General features: G+C 51.5%; 20 protein-coding genes and 1 riboswitch. Of the genes, 15 read left to right on the plus strand and 5 right to left on the minus strand.

Going from position 1 to position 14788, the window contains the following annotated elements:
* Nucleotides 1–67 precede the first annotated feature (67 nt).
* Complete coding sequence (locus tag D5E69_RS03640) at nt 68–475, minus strand: 3-hydroxyacyl-ACP dehydratase FabZ family protein (RefSeq protein ID WP_048006904.1); 408 nt, start codon at nt 473–475, stop codon at nt 68–70.
* Nucleotides 472–1470, minus strand: a complete 999-nt coding sequence (locus D5E69_RS03645; RefSeq protein ID WP_231888741.1) for a ketoacyl-ACP synthase III — start codon at nt 1468–1470, stop codon at nt 472–474. Before D5E69_RS03645 ends, D5E69_RS03640 begins: the two co-directional genes overlap by 4 nt.
* 336 nt (nt 1471–1806) lie before the next feature.
* Here D5E69_RS03645 and D5E69_RS03650 point away from each other — a divergent pair, with 336 nt between their 5' ends.
* Nucleotides 1807–2733, plus strand: a complete 927-nt coding sequence (locus D5E69_RS03650; protein WP_048006906.1) for a 1,4-dihydroxy-2-naphthoate polyprenyltransferase — start codon at nt 1807–1809, stop codon at nt 2731–2733.
* 38 nt (nt 2734–2771) lie between these two features.
* On the opposite strand, the gene D5E69_RS03655 is transcribed toward D5E69_RS03650, so the two are convergent.
* Nucleotides 2772–3689 carry a hypothetical protein gene (locus D5E69_RS03655; protein WP_159129195.1) on the minus strand — a complete coding sequence of 306 codons (918 nt, stop codon included), beginning with the start codon at nt 3687–3689 and terminating at the stop codon, nt 2772–2774.
* Nucleotides 3690–3811: 122 nt separating this feature from the next.
* On the opposite strand from D5E69_RS03655, the gene D5E69_RS03660 reads away from it, so the two are divergent.
* Together D5E69_RS03660 and D5E69_RS03665 are read left to right on the plus strand one after the other, a co-directional pair.
* The gene (locus D5E69_RS03660; protein ID WP_159129196.1) at nt 3812–4246 is read left to right on the plus strand and encodes an HIT family protein; all 435 of its coding nucleotides are present in this window, start codon (nt 3812–3814) and stop codon (nt 4244–4246) included.
* Nucleotides 4209–4706, plus strand: coding sequence for a GNAT family N-acetyltransferase (locus D5E69_RS03665; RefSeq protein WP_159129197.1), 498 nt, complete (start codon nt 4209–4211; stop codon nt 4704–4706). The genes D5E69_RS03660 and D5E69_RS03665 overlap by 38 nt, the downstream gene beginning before the upstream one ends.
* Here D5E69_RS03665 and D5E69_RS03670 read toward each other — a convergent pair.
* Nucleotides 4651–5376 carry an isochorismatase family protein gene (locus tag D5E69_RS03670; protein WP_159129198.1) on the minus strand — a complete coding sequence of 242 codons (726 nt, stop codon included), beginning with the start codon at nt 5374–5376 and terminating at the stop codon, nt 4651–4653. The genes D5E69_RS03665 and D5E69_RS03670 overlap by 56 nt on opposite strands.
* Before the next feature lie 151 nt (nt 5377–5527).
* Here D5E69_RS03670 and D5E69_RS03675 point away from each other — a divergent pair, with 151 nt between their 5' ends.
* The 5 genes from D5E69_RS03675 (at nt 5528) to D5E69_RS03695 (ending at nt 7993) form a co-directional block, all read left to right on the plus strand.
* Nucleotides 5528–5962 (plus strand): Lrp/AsnC family transcriptional regulator, encoded by a 435-nt coding sequence (locus D5E69_RS03675; RefSeq protein WP_048012289.1) that lies wholly within the window; start codon nt 5528–5530, stop codon nt 5960–5962.
* A gap of 157 nt (nt 5963–6119) precedes the next feature.
* Nucleotides 6120–6512, plus strand: coding sequence for a DUF4181 domain-containing protein (locus tag D5E69_RS03680; RefSeq protein WP_159129199.1), 393 nt, complete (start codon nt 6120–6122; stop codon nt 6510–6512).
* A gap of 12 nt (nt 6513–6524) precedes the next feature.
* A complete protein-coding gene (locus D5E69_RS03685; RefSeq protein ID WP_159129200.1) occupies nt 6525–6920 on the plus strand; it encodes a DUF4181 domain-containing protein in 396 nt (131 codons plus the stop codon).
* A 40-nt stretch (nt 6921–6960) separates the two neighbouring features.
* Nucleotides 6961–7368: a DUF4181 domain-containing protein gene (locus D5E69_RS03690; RefSeq protein WP_159129201.1), complete on the plus strand. Its 408-nt coding sequence runs from the start codon at nt 6961–6963 to the stop codon at nt 7366–7368.
* A gap of 214 nt (nt 7369–7582) precedes the next feature.
* Nucleotides 7583–7993, plus strand: coding sequence for a DUF4181 domain-containing protein (locus D5E69_RS03695; RefSeq protein ID WP_159129202.1), 411 nt, complete (start codon nt 7583–7585; stop codon nt 7991–7993).
* 40 nt (nt 7994–8033) lie between these two features.
* On the opposite strand, the gene D5E69_RS03700 is transcribed toward D5E69_RS03695, so the two are convergent.
* Nucleotides 8034–9209: an iron-containing alcohol dehydrogenase gene (locus D5E69_RS03700; RefSeq protein WP_159129203.1), complete on the minus strand. Its 1176-nt coding sequence runs from the start codon at nt 9207–9209 to the stop codon at nt 8034–8036.
* A 209-nt stretch (nt 9210–9418) separates the two neighbouring features.
* Between D5E69_RS03700 and D5E69_RS03705 the strand changes: the two genes are divergently transcribed.
* The 7 genes from D5E69_RS03705 to D5E69_RS03735 all read left to right on the plus strand — a co-directional run bounded on the left by D5E69_RS03705 (nt 9419) and on the right by D5E69_RS03735 (nt 14787).
* Nucleotides 9419–9877: a 2-thiouracil desulfurase family protein gene (locus D5E69_RS03705; RefSeq protein WP_159129204.1), complete on the plus strand. Its 459-nt coding sequence runs from the start codon at nt 9419–9421 to the stop codon at nt 9875–9877.
* A gap of 89 nt (nt 9878–9966) precedes the next feature.
* A complete protein-coding gene (locus D5E69_RS03710; protein ID WP_159129205.1) occupies nt 9967–10893 on the plus strand; it encodes a DUF2785 domain-containing protein in 927 nt (308 codons plus the stop codon).
* A gap of 11 nt (nt 10894–10904) precedes the next feature.
* Nucleotides 10905–11002, plus strand: a riboswitch (SAM riboswitch).
* A gap of 57 nt (nt 11003–11059) precedes the next feature.
* Nucleotides 11060–12226: a M20 metallopeptidase family protein gene (locus D5E69_RS03715; RefSeq protein ID WP_249931549.1), complete on the plus strand. Its 1167-nt coding sequence runs from the start codon at nt 11060–11062 to the stop codon at nt 12224–12226.
* Nucleotides 12227–12253: 27 nt separating this feature from the next.
* Complete coding sequence (locus tag D5E69_RS03720; RefSeq protein WP_159129207.1) at nt 12254–12670, plus strand: hypothetical protein; 417 nt, start codon at nt 12254–12256, stop codon at nt 12668–12670.
* Nucleotides 12671–13085: 415 nt separating this feature from the next.
* A complete protein-coding gene (locus D5E69_RS03725) occupies nt 13086–13898 on the plus strand; it encodes an SDR family NAD(P)-dependent oxidoreductase (RefSeq protein ID WP_159129208.1) in 813 nt (270 codons plus the stop codon).
* A gap of 93 nt (nt 13899–13991) precedes the next feature.
* Nucleotides 13992–14183, plus strand: coding sequence for a hypothetical protein (locus D5E69_RS03730; RefSeq protein WP_159129209.1), 192 nt, complete (start codon nt 13992–13994; stop codon nt 14181–14183).
* 25 nt (nt 14184–14208) lie between these two features.
* Nucleotides 14209–14787 carry a GNAT family N-acetyltransferase gene (locus D5E69_RS03735; protein WP_048006920.1) on the plus strand — a complete coding sequence of 193 codons (579 nt, stop codon included), beginning with the start codon at nt 14209–14211 and terminating at the stop codon, nt 14785–14787.
* Nucleotide 14788 lies beyond the last annotated feature (1 nt).

Consider the following 14788-nt stretch of genomic DNA (forward strand, 5'->3'; position numbering starts at 1 on the left):
GTTGGTTTCCAATTCAGTAAGGGGATTGGCATAAAAAAAGAGACAAGCGATAAGCTTGTCTCCGAGCTCATGTGACGGTTTGAAAGGAGAACAGAAGGTCGGCTTCACAGACGATTCTGCTCTCTATGGCCGCCATGCCTCTCCCTTTCACAATCCTTCCTTTATTCCGTGTGATGTCGATTGTAAGAGTCAGCCGGTCACCGGCAAAGGCGTCCTGGTAAAACCGGCCGTTGTCGATGCCGGCAAGCATCCCAAGGCCATTGCTCCGTTTATCTGAATGGAGAGCGGCTCCGCTCATCTGGGCCATGGCCTCAAGGATGAACCCGCGGGGCAAGGCTCCTTCGGGTGACCCTTCACAATCGTGTTGTGAAATGAGCTTCACACCCACGGCCCGTGTTCCTTCTGTCACCTCCACGATCTCATCGACCAGGAGGAAGGGGAACCGGTGAGGCAAAATGCTCCGTATGTCCTTCACGCCTTTGGACTGTCGGGACTCCAGTTCAATACGAGTCCGAGATGGGTAAGTCCGCCACCGAATCCGTACAGAAGCATCGTGTCGCCATCGTTCACTTTTCCTTCTTTGATCCCTTTGTGGATGGCAAGGGGAATCGAAGCAGAAGAAGTGTTGCCGAAGTACTGCATGCTTGTCAGGGTATTCTCGACATTGATCCCGGCTTTGTCACAGATCGACTCCACCATGCGGAGGTTTGCGCTGTGAGGGATGAACCAGTCAAGCTTGTCCCGCTCGATGCCGGATTTCGTCAGAAGCTCTTCTACGCCGCCTGGGATCGTGCGCGTTGCCCACTTATAGACTTCGCGTCCGTTCTGTACCATCTTCCCGGATGGATCAAGCTCCTGTCCGTGAAGAGTAGGAGCGAATGTACGGCGGTATACGTGGGCTCCGCCGGCTCCGTTTGCGCCCATGTGGCTCGCGAGGAAGCTTGGGTTCTCTTCATCATATTCGACGAGCATGGCAGCAGCAGCGTCTCCGAAAAGGATGCAGGTCGAGCGGTCTGTATAGTCCGTCACCTTCGTCAGCGTTTCAGACGCGACAACGAGGATTTTTTTATGGATCCCGCTTGATACCATGTTGTTGGCCACATGCAGGGAATAGGTGAAGCCGGCACAGGTGGCATTCAGATCGAAGGCACCGGTTGCAGGTATGTCGAAGTGATTCTGGATCAGGCAGGCAACACTCGGGAAGGCATGATCCGGCGTGGTCGTCGCCACGATGATGCAGTCGACGTCGCTCAGATCTTTTCCGTACCCGTCAATCAGGTTCTGGACGGCCCCGAAGGCAAGATGGGAAGCGAATTGATCATCGGCTGCAACGCGGCGTTCATGCATGCCGGTGCGCTGGACGATCCATTCGTCAGTCGTGTCCACCATTTTCTCAAGGTCTGCGTTTGTCAGTTTTTTCTCAGGCACATACGTTCCGATTGCCGTGATACGTGCGCGTGATTGGTTCAAAAGAAGGACCACCTTTTTCATGAATTGTGTTTACACCATATATTATGACCAGGTACTAAATCCTCTCCATTATACGCCTTTTTACCGAATTCTTCAATCACCCGGATTTCGGGGATTGAAAAAAAGGTCGAATTCCTGCCTTCTACTTGTCTTTGAGCTCTTGTGAAAGCACCACGGAGAGATTAAGATAAGAAGAGAAGGAGAAATATAACTGAATGAGGCCTGAACCAGGAGTCACGCATGAGGCGCGAACTTCTATTTGCCATGCTGAAGCATGCGCATGGACAAATCGGGTCCAACAGCAGTATATTTAACCTTGCATGAAAGGATGATTAGATGAAACAATCGCACCAAACGATAGAGACGCCCAGCAAAGCCAGCATCCTTTGGCAGCTGACCCGTCCCCACACCCTGACTGCATCCTTCGTCCCGGTATTCATCGGAACTGTTTCCGCCATGTACGAGACGAACATCAGCGTCTGGATGTTCCTAGCGATGCTTTTTGCGTGTCTGTGCCTGCAGATTGCCACGAACTTATTCAATGAATATTACGATTTCAAGCGTGGGCTCGACACGGAAGACTCTGTCGGAATCGGAGGCGCCATCGTCCGCCACGGCATGAAGCCGAGGACGGTCCTTCAGATGGCCCTTACCTGCTATACGCTGGCGGTCCTTGCCGGAATCTATATCTGCGCCAACAGCAGCTGGTGGCTTGCCGCCATCGGAATCGGCGGGATGCTCATCGGCTACCTATATACAGGAGGCCCGCTGCCGATTGCCTACACGCCATTCGGTGAGCTGTTCTCAGGCGTCAGCATGGGAGCAGCCTTCGTCCTGATCGCATTCTTCATCCAGACAGGAACCGTCGATCAGACGACGATCCTGATCTCGATCCCGATCGCGATCCTGGTCGGAGCCATCAACCTGTCCAACAATATCCGGGATATTGAAGAAGACACGATCGGTGGACGGAAGACGCTTGCGATCCTCATGGGTCACAAAAAAGCCGTCTATTTCCTCGGCTTCTCGTTCTTCGTCTCCTATGCGTGGCTGATCGGCCTCATCATCGCCGGCACCGTCAGCCCATGGGTCCTGCTCGTCTTCCTGAGCATCCCGAAACCGGTCCAAGCCATTAAATCCTTCCTCGGAAAAGGCGGACCTGCCCATTCGGGACTTGCCATGAAAGCGACCGCCCAGACGAACACATTCTTCGGATTGCTGCTGTCAGTGGCACTCTTCATCAATTACTTCATCGTCCGATGAACAAAAAGACGACTCCAATGTGGGGTCGTCTTTTTGGTTTATCGTTTTCTGCCGGGGCGGATTGCCCTTTTATTCCCGAAACGGCTCAGGAAGAAAGCGCCGTTATGAAAGACCGCGAAGATCAGGAGGGTCGTCCATATACTGGAATAGTGCGCTGCCGTGATGGGGGTGTACAGATTCGCCGTCGTCAGTCCTCCAAATAAGGCCACCCCGACCATCACCGTATCAAGGAGCGATTGAACAGGCTTCCAGGCATTGTGCAGATAGGTCGGGAATAAAAGGACCAGGGTGCCAAGCACAAGAAACATGGAATTCACGTCCTCATCAAGTCGCCAGTGAGGAAGCCAGATCAGAGCCGTCAGGAATGTACCGATGAAGACGATAAGGCGGACTTTCTTCATCCTGTCCATGGATCGCTCTTCCTCCCGCTCTTTTCGTTTGTAAAAAGAATCGGGTTTCCATTGAGGCGGTGCGAATTCTTCATTTTTCATATCAACCCGTTCGGGGAAATCAAGGCCAGCCTCATGAAGGGGTTGCCGGATAATCGATTCATAATGAAAGTCGAAATCCTCCCGTTTCGCATCATGCAGGTCAAGATCGGTCACATAAGCTGGAATAGCGTGAGTATGTATACGTTGGATCCAGGAGTCAACGTCTTTTTTGGTTTCCGACAGAAAGGAAAGGTAGGTAATATCCCCGTTGCTTTCCACTCTGAATACCAGTCGAAGTCCTTGCCTGTACAGATTTATTTTCTTTCCCGAACTATCCCTTGATCTCGCGTGCATCCTGATCCAGGCTGGCCCAATCAGGACTTCTTTTATATCACTGAAGGGAACCAGACGCTCAATTTTTTCATTGGTTTCACGATCCAAGCCCTTTTGCACATATCCTTCATCGGTCCACCACGACTTATGGAATATAAAAACGGGATCATGTTCATATTTTTGCAGGTCCATGCTAAACACCTCTCGTAATCGATACGGGTGAACATACACGCTGGTTTCACCTGAGTACAAATCTATCCTAGAGTCTTATTCCACTCATATGGTAAAATAAACCTAAAAAGGAGTGAACGACCATGAATTGTATAGGCTGCAGATTGGCCAAGAAACAAGAGAACGTCCATGTGGTGTACGAAACAGCCACCCTTACATGCATCCTTGACTATATGCCGTTCAATCCGGGGCATGTTCTGATTCTCCCTAAGCAGCATGCTACAGAAGTCGAGGAGCTTGATCCGAGGATTGCCATCGACATCATGGAGGCATCACGCTTCCTATCTAAGGTCGTGAAGGCGGCGTTCAATCCTGATGGCATCACGATCATCCAAAACGGCGGGGGATTCAACGACCTCGACCATTATCATATGCATGTGATCCCTCGTTTTGAAGGACAAGATTTTGCCGAGTTCTTCTCTGAGGAGGGAGAGCCGGCGCAAGAAGAGGATCTTGCTCAGGCTGCCCAGAAGCTGATCCGTGTCATCAAAGAGATGGAGCAGCATGCTCGAGTTTGAGCCGAACAGTCGTATGCGGAAGAAGATGAAGGCCGAGGTGGAGATCATGAATTCCAATCCCGCCTTCAATTTTCTGGCCAGGGACCGGGAAACAATCGGGTTTGATGAAGTGGAATCAGAGTTCCAGGAATGCGAACGCCGGGGAGTGAGGCGCCTTCTGGTGAAAAAAGACCGCCGATACGTGGCGGTCATTGATTATTGCCTCCAGAATCCGTCCGATTCAGAGGCTTGGATCAGCCTCTTCGTCGTCCACCGTGCCCATCAGGGGACGGGGGTCGCCCATGAAGCGTACGGGGAATTGGAAGCGCTTGTCGGGAGAAGCGGCAGGAGCCGCCTCCGTTTGGCCGTCCACGCTTCGAACGAGGCGGGACTGGCATTTTGGATGAAGAAGGGCTTTCACTCCTTTAAGGAAGTGGACATTGGAGGGAAGCCCCACTATTGTCTGGAAAAAGAGCTCTAACATAATCGGTTGTCTTTACTACGGTGGCAAACTCACCGTGAAGGGTGGCGAGGGATACGTCGTGAACGAGTGTAGCATCCAGGGTGCGGTCCTCGGGATCGACAAGATCGAAGGCAGCCGTTGCATCGGATAGCACGAAGGTCGTGAATCCAAGATTGCCGCTTATCCTTGCCGACGTGGAGATGCAGTGTGGTGTCGTCAAGCCGGCGATCACCACTTCTGTGATTCCGAGGTGACTAAGGTGTTCCTCAAGTCCCGTTCCGATGAAGGCACTGTTCACACCCTTCTCGAGCACGGTCTCACCGGGGATCGGGTCGAAGCCTTCTTTAAAGCGGAAGCCTTCCTTCGAAGAATGGAAAATGGACTCCGGATGAAGCGACCGGTGCCGGATGTGGATGACCTCCCAGCCGAGGCGCCTCCATTCATTCAAAACAAACAGCATCTCTTCCTCCGCATGGGGGTTATTCCGCGGTCCCCACTGCGGGTGGAGGAACGCCTGCTGCACATCGATTAGGAGCAGGGCACGCTTCACCTTCGGCACCAGCGTTCCACCGCAGTTCGGACAGACGCTTTTGAAGCTATCCGCACATTCGCTGCAAAATGTGCAGTCATGGGAGCAATGGTAAGCTCCCTCATCGATCTTCTTCTCACACGCTAAACAATGTTCCATGTTCCATCACTCCTATTCTTTGATTCTAGTATTCAGTTTATTGGAAAAAGATAGGCGGAACTATGCTATCATGAAGGAAAATACGCCGGCACGCCGTAAAAACGACGGAAGAAGTGGCAATCGGGCTTAAAAGATAAGGTGGGAGCGAATCATGGACGAAATCAATCGTCAGATCATGGAAGAACTACAGCAGGACGGGAGGCTGTCGATGACCGAACTCGGGAGGCGGGTATCGCTGTCGGTGCCTGCCGTGAAGGAGAGGGTGATGCGCCTTGAGGAGCAGGGCGTCATCACAGGGTATCATGCAAAGGTCGATCCCGACCGTGTAGGCAAGACCGTCAAGGCATTCATTCTCATGAAGACCCATCGCTGCAAAGCATTCCGCTCCTTCTGCAGGGAGCACGCCGATGTGATGGAGTGCCACCGGCTCACGGGGGAATACAGTTACCTCGTGAAGCTGGTCACGGGAACGAATGCTGAACTCGAAGATTTCATCGACGCTGCCATGGAATACGGCGAGCCCTATACGATGATGAATCTATCATCTCCAGTTCCGGGTAAGCCGCTTACGGTCGGTGAAGCGTGATGGCATTTCTACTTGGATTTGCTATTTGTTTTGCCATCAGTGGCACGTTGAATATGCTGCTCAACATGCGACGGGGAGTGGACTGGGGCGTGTCGGTGTTTGTGAGCCTGCTGGCTGCGACGGCTATAGGGGTATTTCTGGGGTAGGAGGAGAGAGAATGAACGGAATCCTGTTTTTTGTTGCGTTTATCGCACTGTACTTTATAGGCTCATTTATTCTGTCAAAGATCCTGAGAAGGAAGTTGCGCCTAGGTAAGCGGACGCGCGAACATCATAATGAAATCCATCGGCGATGGGATAAGCGCGTCAGAGTGATGTTACTCGTCCTGTTGTTGATTCTATTGGGTGTCTGTTATTATCACGATTTCAGTCCTATGTACGTGTATATTTCATCGGTAATCGGCCTTCTTTTTCAAGAGTTGTTCCAGGCGTTTATGGATTGGAGGTATTCCGAGAAGCGCAACGAATACGTACGGGCACTGATCGAAACAGGGTATATGGCTCTCGGCCTGACCCTTTTCTTTACGGTTCTATCTACAAGCTTCATGTAAGGAGTGTTACAAATGGAAAACGGTACAAGGATGCTCATTGTCCTTGGCGTGTTCATAGCAACTTATATCCTTTTGGAATGGGCGCTGGGCAAATGGCTTAAGATTGAAAAAAAGAAGAAGGGGTATCACAACGAACGGCATAAGGATTGGGAAATCAAAACAAGTGGTGTGTTGATGTTCATCATTCTGATCAGTTTTATGATGTCTGTGGATGACGGGGTGATGCGTGATGCGTTGCCTTACGTCTTCATCGTTTGTATCATCCTTCAGAACGCACTACGGGTGTACTGGGAATGGAAATTTTCTGATGGGAGTAAAGAGTATATCCGTATGATCATTACCATGAGCTACATGGTTGTATTCTTTATCACGGCATTCGCCACAAACTTTTACTGGGCGGTTCGCTAGATCGTGAAGAACGATCCATCAAAGGGAGAAGGGGAAAGATATGACTACATGGATCTGGCTTATCGTCATATTGGGAGTGTTTTTAGGGGTGTATTATCTTCTGCAATGGGTGTTGGGAAAATGGCTTCATCTCGGGAAGCGGAGGCATTACCGGACGTTTCACAATGAAACGCATAAAAAATGGGACCTTAGGGTGCGTTTAGTATCTGCGTTGATTATTGCAGTGGGATGCATGTGGGGCATCAGTCGAGGAGTAGATGAATCATTTTGGAAGGTTATCCTGTTTTCGAACTTTGCCGGAGTGTTCTTTCAAGAGCTATGCACTGCCTACATGGAATGGAAGTACTCAGAGCAGCGAAGGGAATACATTCGGGTGCTGGCATCAGCAGGGTGTATAATGGCATTCCTGTTCACATTTTACGTCACGAACTTCTTCGGGCTGGCATAAAGGTGTGGTAGCTGTGGTACATGTACTCTTTTTCAATACCGCTCATCAACCGTGAGCCATTTCTTCACCATGAAAACGGGTCTCCGCTTATTTAACGAGAGCCGTGTCGAGGCAAACGACAGGCGAATATACATGGAAGGAGTTTCACCGCTCATCCGTTTTGTATGATGCTTGTTGGTTGAGCTCATCATGTGTCGATCAAGGAGGCTGTTCGATGGCGAGTATGGCTTTGGTACTGCTCGTGTTGTTCGTATTTGCTGCGCTGTACATGGTGTTGCAGTGGGCGCTGGGGAAATGGCTCCATCTTGAGAGTCGGAGGAAGTTTCCCACTTTTTACAACGAGACGCACTGGAAATGGCATAAGATAATGTGCTGGGTCAGCTTGGGTATTCTCATGTCCTCGTTCATATGGGTGATGATCCTTCAGGGCGGTGATGAGTCGTTATGGTTCGTGCTGCTGTTTGCGATTTTTGCGGGCATTACGATTCCTGAGTTGTGCCGTGCGTATATGGAATGGAAGTATTCCGAGCAACGAAAGGAATATATCCACGTACTGCTGAGCGTAGCGTATTTGCTATCTTTCATGATGATCCTGTACGTCACGGATTTTTTCTGGATTTCCTGACAAAAAGCCCTGTCCACACGCGGACAGGGCTTTCGTTGTTTTATAGGGAAGCCTTCAGGATGGAAAGGATGTCTTCTTTTCCGAGTTTCTTGAAGTTACCGAAGCCTCCGTATTCCATTTCGCGGGCGGCGATGCCGGCGATTTCGTCGAGGCGGTCGTCACCGATGTTGTATTCGGCGAGTCGGGATGGTGCTCCGAGGCTGGTCCAGAACGCGCTCAGTTTCTCGACACCTTCAAGGGCGATATCTTTGTCGCTGCGTCCTTCCGTCTCGATATCGAACATGCTGAGCATGAGGCGCTTCATGCGGACCGGATCATGGTCGATGACGTGGCGCATCCAGTTCGGGAACAGGGTTGCCAGTCCGCCGGCATGGGGGATATCGTATACGGCCGAGACGGCGTGCTCGATCGTATGGGATGCCCAGTCGCCGAAGTAGCCCATTTGAAGGGTACCGTTCAGGGCGATGGTACCTGAGTACAGGATCGTTTCGCGGTTCTCGTAGCTCTCAAGGTCCTCAAGGAGTTTCGGCGCTGTTTCGATCACAGTCTGAAGGACCGAATAGCACAGATTGTCCTGGAGCGGCGTGTTCGCCACATTGTGGAAGTACTGTTCGAACACGTGGCTCATCATGTCCACCATGCCGTAGATCGTCTGGTCTCTTGGAACCGACATCGTATTGACCGGGTCAAGGATGGAGAAGGCAGGATGAGTCACACCTGGGCTACCCCATACATACTTCTCGTTCGTCTCCCAGTTGGTGATGACAGAGTCCGGATTCATTTCGGATCCGGTTGCCGCAAGGGTCAGCACGGTACCGAACAGAAGGGCATCCTGAGCGATGACCTGCTTATTGATGATGTCCCAGACGTCGCCGTCATATTTCGCACCGGCAGCAATGGCCTTCGTGCAGTCGATGACGCTTCCGCCACCGACAGCGAGCATGAAGTCGATGTTGTCCTCACGGCAGATGTCGATCCCTTTCCGGACCGTGGATAGGCGCGGGTTCGGTTCGACTCCTGCAAGCTCGGATACGTTCACGTCAAGGTTCTTCAGGATGTCCAGCACCTGATCATACAGGCCATTGCGCTTGATGCTTCCGCCTCCGTATACAAGCAGGACGTTCTTTCCGTACTGGGGGATCAAGTCTGTCAATGCATTGACCTGATCTTTCCCGAAAATCAGTTTCGTTGGATTATGGTACGTAAAGTTTTCCATCTTGTCAGCCTCCTCTGAGTTGTCGTTAAGAATCAAAGGTGCAAGTATAACGCGGGTCGAAAGGTTTAGCAAGTGAAGGGGTCTGTCGATTCTGCACCCATCATGAGACATTATGACTGATATTGGCAAAAGTTTTATTTTTGTTGTACAAAGGTTGAAAATTTGAAATAATAAGAATTGAATAGTTGTTCATAAGGGGGCGTTCAGGCATGCTGGTGGTAAGCGCATGTCTTGCAGGCATGAAGGTACGATACAATGGGACGGATTGCCTCGAAGACGTGATCGGAGAGATGGTCAGTTCGGGTAAGGCCGTCACGGTCTGCCCTGAGATTCTGGGTGGATTCCAAACCCCGCGTGAGCCTGCCGAGATCCAGGGCGGTACGGGTGAGGATGTGCTCGACGGTACGGCTCGCGTGCTGGACCGTTCAGGAGCGGATGTGACGGATCAATATGTAGCCGGTGCTGCTGAGACCCTCGCCATTTGCCGGAAGATGGGGGCGACGGAGATCGTCTTGAAGGAAAACAGTCCTTCCTGCGGCAGCTCCATGATCTACAATGGGAATTTTTCCGGAGAGAAGATTCCCGGGGAAGGTGTGACAACCGCACTTTTAAAAAGGAATGGAATCAAGGTTTGGTCGGAAGAGGATGCTGTAAATGAATTTGTGTGAATTTTCCATCGTTCTGCTAAACACCTGTGCTGATTAGCCGATGAATAATAGTAATGGCACATACAGACGCGGAACAGTTTCAACGGAACATGTCCTGGGTATTGTATGGAAAGAAAAGTAGAGATAGAGAACAGTCCTTCGACTGCAATACGATCACAAAGGGGCAAGAGAATCGAATGAGCGATGTAACAGGTCAAACCTTCTTACCTGAAGCAGAATTAAAGTCACTTCTGCAGCAAGGGGATGTCGAAGAAGGGAAACAACTGGACGTACTCCTGGCCATGGTGGAGCATATCGGGACGCCGGATCCCGTACTCCGAGACAAATTGATTTACACCACCTTTTACCGATTGATCATTGAGGAAGACAGACTCCATACCGAAGTCCTGAAGGATCTCCTCGACCTTTCCATGGATCATCTTCTTATGAAGGGGATCGGTGAGGAAGGGACGGATTCCGTCTTCACGCGCGCCTTCACGACCCTCCTCATGGCACTCGTCCTTGGACGGGACAAAGAGGCCGATTTCCTATCAGAGGATAAGATTCAGGAAGCAGCCGATATCACGGTGGAATATCTGGAGCAGGAACAGGACGTGCGCGGTTTCGTCGAGGAAAAAGGCTGGGCCCACAGCGTCGCCCACGCAGCAGACATGGTGGATGAGCTCGTGCTGAACCCGAAAGTGGATCAGGATATGTTCCCGGTTCTGCTGAAAGCACTATGGGAAAAGGTGTTGGTGTCCCACCATGCCTATATCCATGATGAAGATGAGCGACTCCTCGTCCCGATCCTCCAGATGATCTGGCAGGGGATGGATGAGGGGGAAGTCATAACGCTGGTGGAAAAACTTCCTGAGATGCTTGAGAAGCAGAAAGCCGAACTTGAGGAAGAGGCCTACTGGACCCTGTTTTTCAATGTGAAGACCTTCTCAAAAACGTTCTATATGAAACTGGAAGACTACCCGACCCTTTCAAAGCTGAGGGATGCGATCGACCGGGTCTTGAAAGAACTCAACTGAATAGTGCAATGCTCTTATGAAGAGAGGCGGAGGGACTGGCCCCATGAAGCCTCGGCAACCGGATCCACGGTGCCAAATCCAGCAGACCGCTGCGTCTGAACGATAAGAGGCTGATGAAAGAGGCCTCTTGGAGAGGTCTTTTTTTATGAAGAGAAGGAGGAAGAGCATGACGAGACAAGAGATGTATACAGAACTTGAAGGAAACTTTGAAGAAACACGAAGCTGGAGGAGGCATCTCCACGAAAATCCGGAGCTATCCTTCCAGGAAACCGAAACCGCCCGCTTCATCGAAGGGAAGCTGCGTGAGTTCGGCCTTGAGGTGAAGACCGGTATCGGCGGCAAAGGCATCACCGGTACCCTCCGCGGGGCGAAGCCGGGAAAGAGGATCGCCTTCCGGGCCGACTTCGATGCCTTGCCGATCACGGATGGAAAAGACGCACCGTACAAATCCAAGAATCCCGGGGTGATGCACGCATGTGGCCATGACGGGCATACGTCCGCCCTGTTGTCTGTTGCCAAGGTGCTGAGTCAATATGGACAAGACCTCAACGGCACACTCATCTTCCTCTTCCAGCCGGCAGAAGAAACCCCGCCGGGCGGAGCCAAATTCATGATCGAAGAAGGCGTGCTTGAAGGAGTGGACCATGTATTCGGAGCCCATCTTGCATCGGATTTGCCACTCGGGTCTTTCGGCGTCGGAGAAGGCTTCCGCATGGCAGCCGTCGATAAGTTCGCCATCCACATCAATGGCCTCGGAGGTCACGGCGCAAGGCCGCACACGACGATCGATCCACTCGTGATCGGCACGACCGTCGTCAACGCCCTCCAGCAGATCGTGAGCAGGAAGGTCGATCCCCTGAAATCCGCCGTCGTCACCATCGGCATCTTCAAAGCCGGCACCGCCTTCAACGTCATCCCCGACAACGTCACCATCGAAGGCACAGTGCGTACGTTTGAAGCAGAGGTGCGCGACCAGGTCCAAGAAGAGATCCATTCGATTGTCGCCGGCATCACATCCGGATTCAAGGCGACGCACAGCATCGACTATCTGCGTGGCTACCCGGCCCTCTATAACCATCCGGAGGAAACGGAAATTGCCCGTCGCCTCTTCGCTGACCTTGGACCTGTGGCCGAGTCCGAGCCGACCATGGGCGCTGAAGACTTCGCCTATTACCTTCAGGAAAAGCCCGGTACCTTCTTCCGAGTCGGATCCCGGACGGATGACCTGGCAACCCAGTACTCCCATCACCACCCGCGATTCGACATCGACGAACGCGCACTCGTTCACACGGGCAAAGCCTTCATCAAACTGGCCGAGCACTACGTTTTTTAACTTAACAGAAGAATAGGAGATACATAGATGACAACCTACAAAATCACGATGATGGACGCCTACGCCATCGAATCCCTCCGCGAAAAAGGCATCACCAACGAGATACTGCTTGCGGCCGCAGCAAGTGGAGATACAACGCGACTGTTGGAAGCCGATCCAGGAGGGAACTTCGATGCTTTGCTTAAACTCGCCGAGGATCGGGACGCGCTGGAGAGCATCCTGAATGATGGCTACCAGATCAAATTCGTTACCTACAACGGCCTTCGTAACCTTCTTCGCATGAAATTCCGCAAGCCGTTTACCGACTTGGACAACGGGATTGAAGGACTGCACCTCAGCGTGGAAGAGCTGATCCAGTTGAAGAAGCTGCTCTCAAGCAACTGGGTGCTGAAGGCGGAAGAAGTGGATGATGGGTATGTGGCCAGCGTGACGTATATCGAATAATTGCTTGGTGACGGTTCCGGTGCTTCATTTTTTTATGAAGTGGCCGGGGCTGTTTTTGTTTGGAAGATGGGTGGCAGTTTGCGGTGCGTTGGATAGAGGTCGGGGCGCGGGAGTTGGTAATAAACGTCGAGAGTCGGGAGTAACGTTCCAGAGTTGAATGTAAAAAGCTAGAGTTGAAAATAAAAAAATCTGTCCAAAAAAAGTTGGAAGTAAAATCTCGAAAGTTGATAGTAAATTGCCCAAAGTTGATAGAAAAAGTTTGATAGTCGGTAGAAAATGATGCCGGGATGATATAATTGGATATATAAGGAATTGGATTGTGAGGAAAGTACGCTAATTCATCTTGTTTTCCCAAAATGTGACTTCACAAGACTCATCCATAACCAAAACCACCTAACATGAAGGGATTTTGACCATGAAACCACTACAAAACACCATCGCCGTCGTCACCGGTGCATCCCGCGGAGCAGGCAGGGGCATCGCCTACGAGCTCGGCGAAGCTGGGGCCACTGTCTATGTAACGGGACGAAGCATCCACGGATCTACAACCGACAACCGACCGGAAACAATCGAAGAAACGGCCGCAGGGGTCACGGCACGCGGCGGGAAGGGGATCGCCGTTCGCTGTGATCATACCGACTCAACCGATGTCCGGCGTTTATTCGAAGGTATCAAAGACCAACACGGCCGCATCGATCTTCTCGTCAACAGCGTGTTCGGCGGTTCGGAAAGCTCGCTTCCCCGTGCAGGAGGCAGGCGCTTCTGGGAGCGGCCGGAGGAACACTGGGATGCGATGATGAATGCGGGTGCCCATGCCTACGTCCTCACTGCCCGGGATGCCGTGCCCCTCATGATCCCGCAGCAAAAAGGACTGATCATCAACATCACCGCCCAGCTGAACGATACGATCTCAGGCAACTTGTACTATGATCTTGCCATGAATGCCGTCAACCGGATGACCTTGGTGATGGCGAAGGAACTGAAGGAATACAATGTGTCGGCGGTGGCGCTGTGCCCCGGTTGGATGAGGACGGAAAGGGTCGTCGATTCGGGATTCGGACCTGAGGACGGGGCGACGGAAACCACCGCCTATGTTGGGCGCGCAGTTGTCGCATTGGCTATGGATGCCCATGTTGCATCTCTATCCGGAAGACCCATTGAGGTCGCTGAATTGGCATGTACATATGGATTTACCGATGTTGACGGAACCCGCCCCTTTACCCATTGAAATAACCGATGATTCTGAAAATCATCTTGTTGTTTTTGTTAAATGATGGAATAATAGTCAAGTAGATAATGGATTCCATTAAGGGGGGAACCAATGATTGTCTTCCTCTATATCGGTATGTGCCTGACACCGATCCTCAGCATCATATTCTGTTTGAATCTCGTCACGATCATGAAAAAGATCAAGAGGGATGAGAAAACAGCCATCAACACGTTCTGGTTGACACTTTCTTTCACTTTGATCGCATGGACACTCGTGATGATCACATTTCTTGGCTTGGAATGACGATAATCAAAAAGGAGGAAAACCCATGACCACGATCCAATCCATCTACAGCAACCCGCCCATCTTCGAAACGGAGCGACTGCTCCTCAGGAAGATCGCAGCGACCGATCTTGACGATATGTTCCGGTATGCATCTGACCCCGAGGTGACGAAGTACGTGCTGTGGGATACCCATCAAACCCTTGAGGATACGCGACAGTTTCTTGATTATGCGCTGGAGGCCTACCGGAATGAGGAAGTGTCCCCGTGGGGGATCGAGTGCAAAGAGAATGGGAAATTCATCGGGACGATTGATTTTGTGTCATGGAGCGAGCGACATCGGACAGCAGAGATCGGCTATACCATCGGCCGCCCCTATTGGGGGAAAGGGTATATGACGGAAGCGGCCCGTGAACTACTGAAGTTCGGATTCGAGCATATGGACCTCCTCCGCATCCAGGCTAGGTGTTTCCCGGAAAACATCGGGTCGGAGCGGGTGATGCAGAAGCTCGGGATGACGTATGAAGGGACGCTGCGGCAGGCGATGAATCTGAGGGGGACGCAGATGGATCTGAAGCAGTATTCGATTTTGAGGGAAGAGTTCTTCTCAAACGAAGGACATTAAA

Source organism: Rossellomorea marisflavi (genome assembly GCF_009806575.1).
Lineage (GTDB): Bacteria > Bacillota > Bacilli > Bacillales > Bacillaceae_B > Rossellomorea > Rossellomorea marisflavi_A.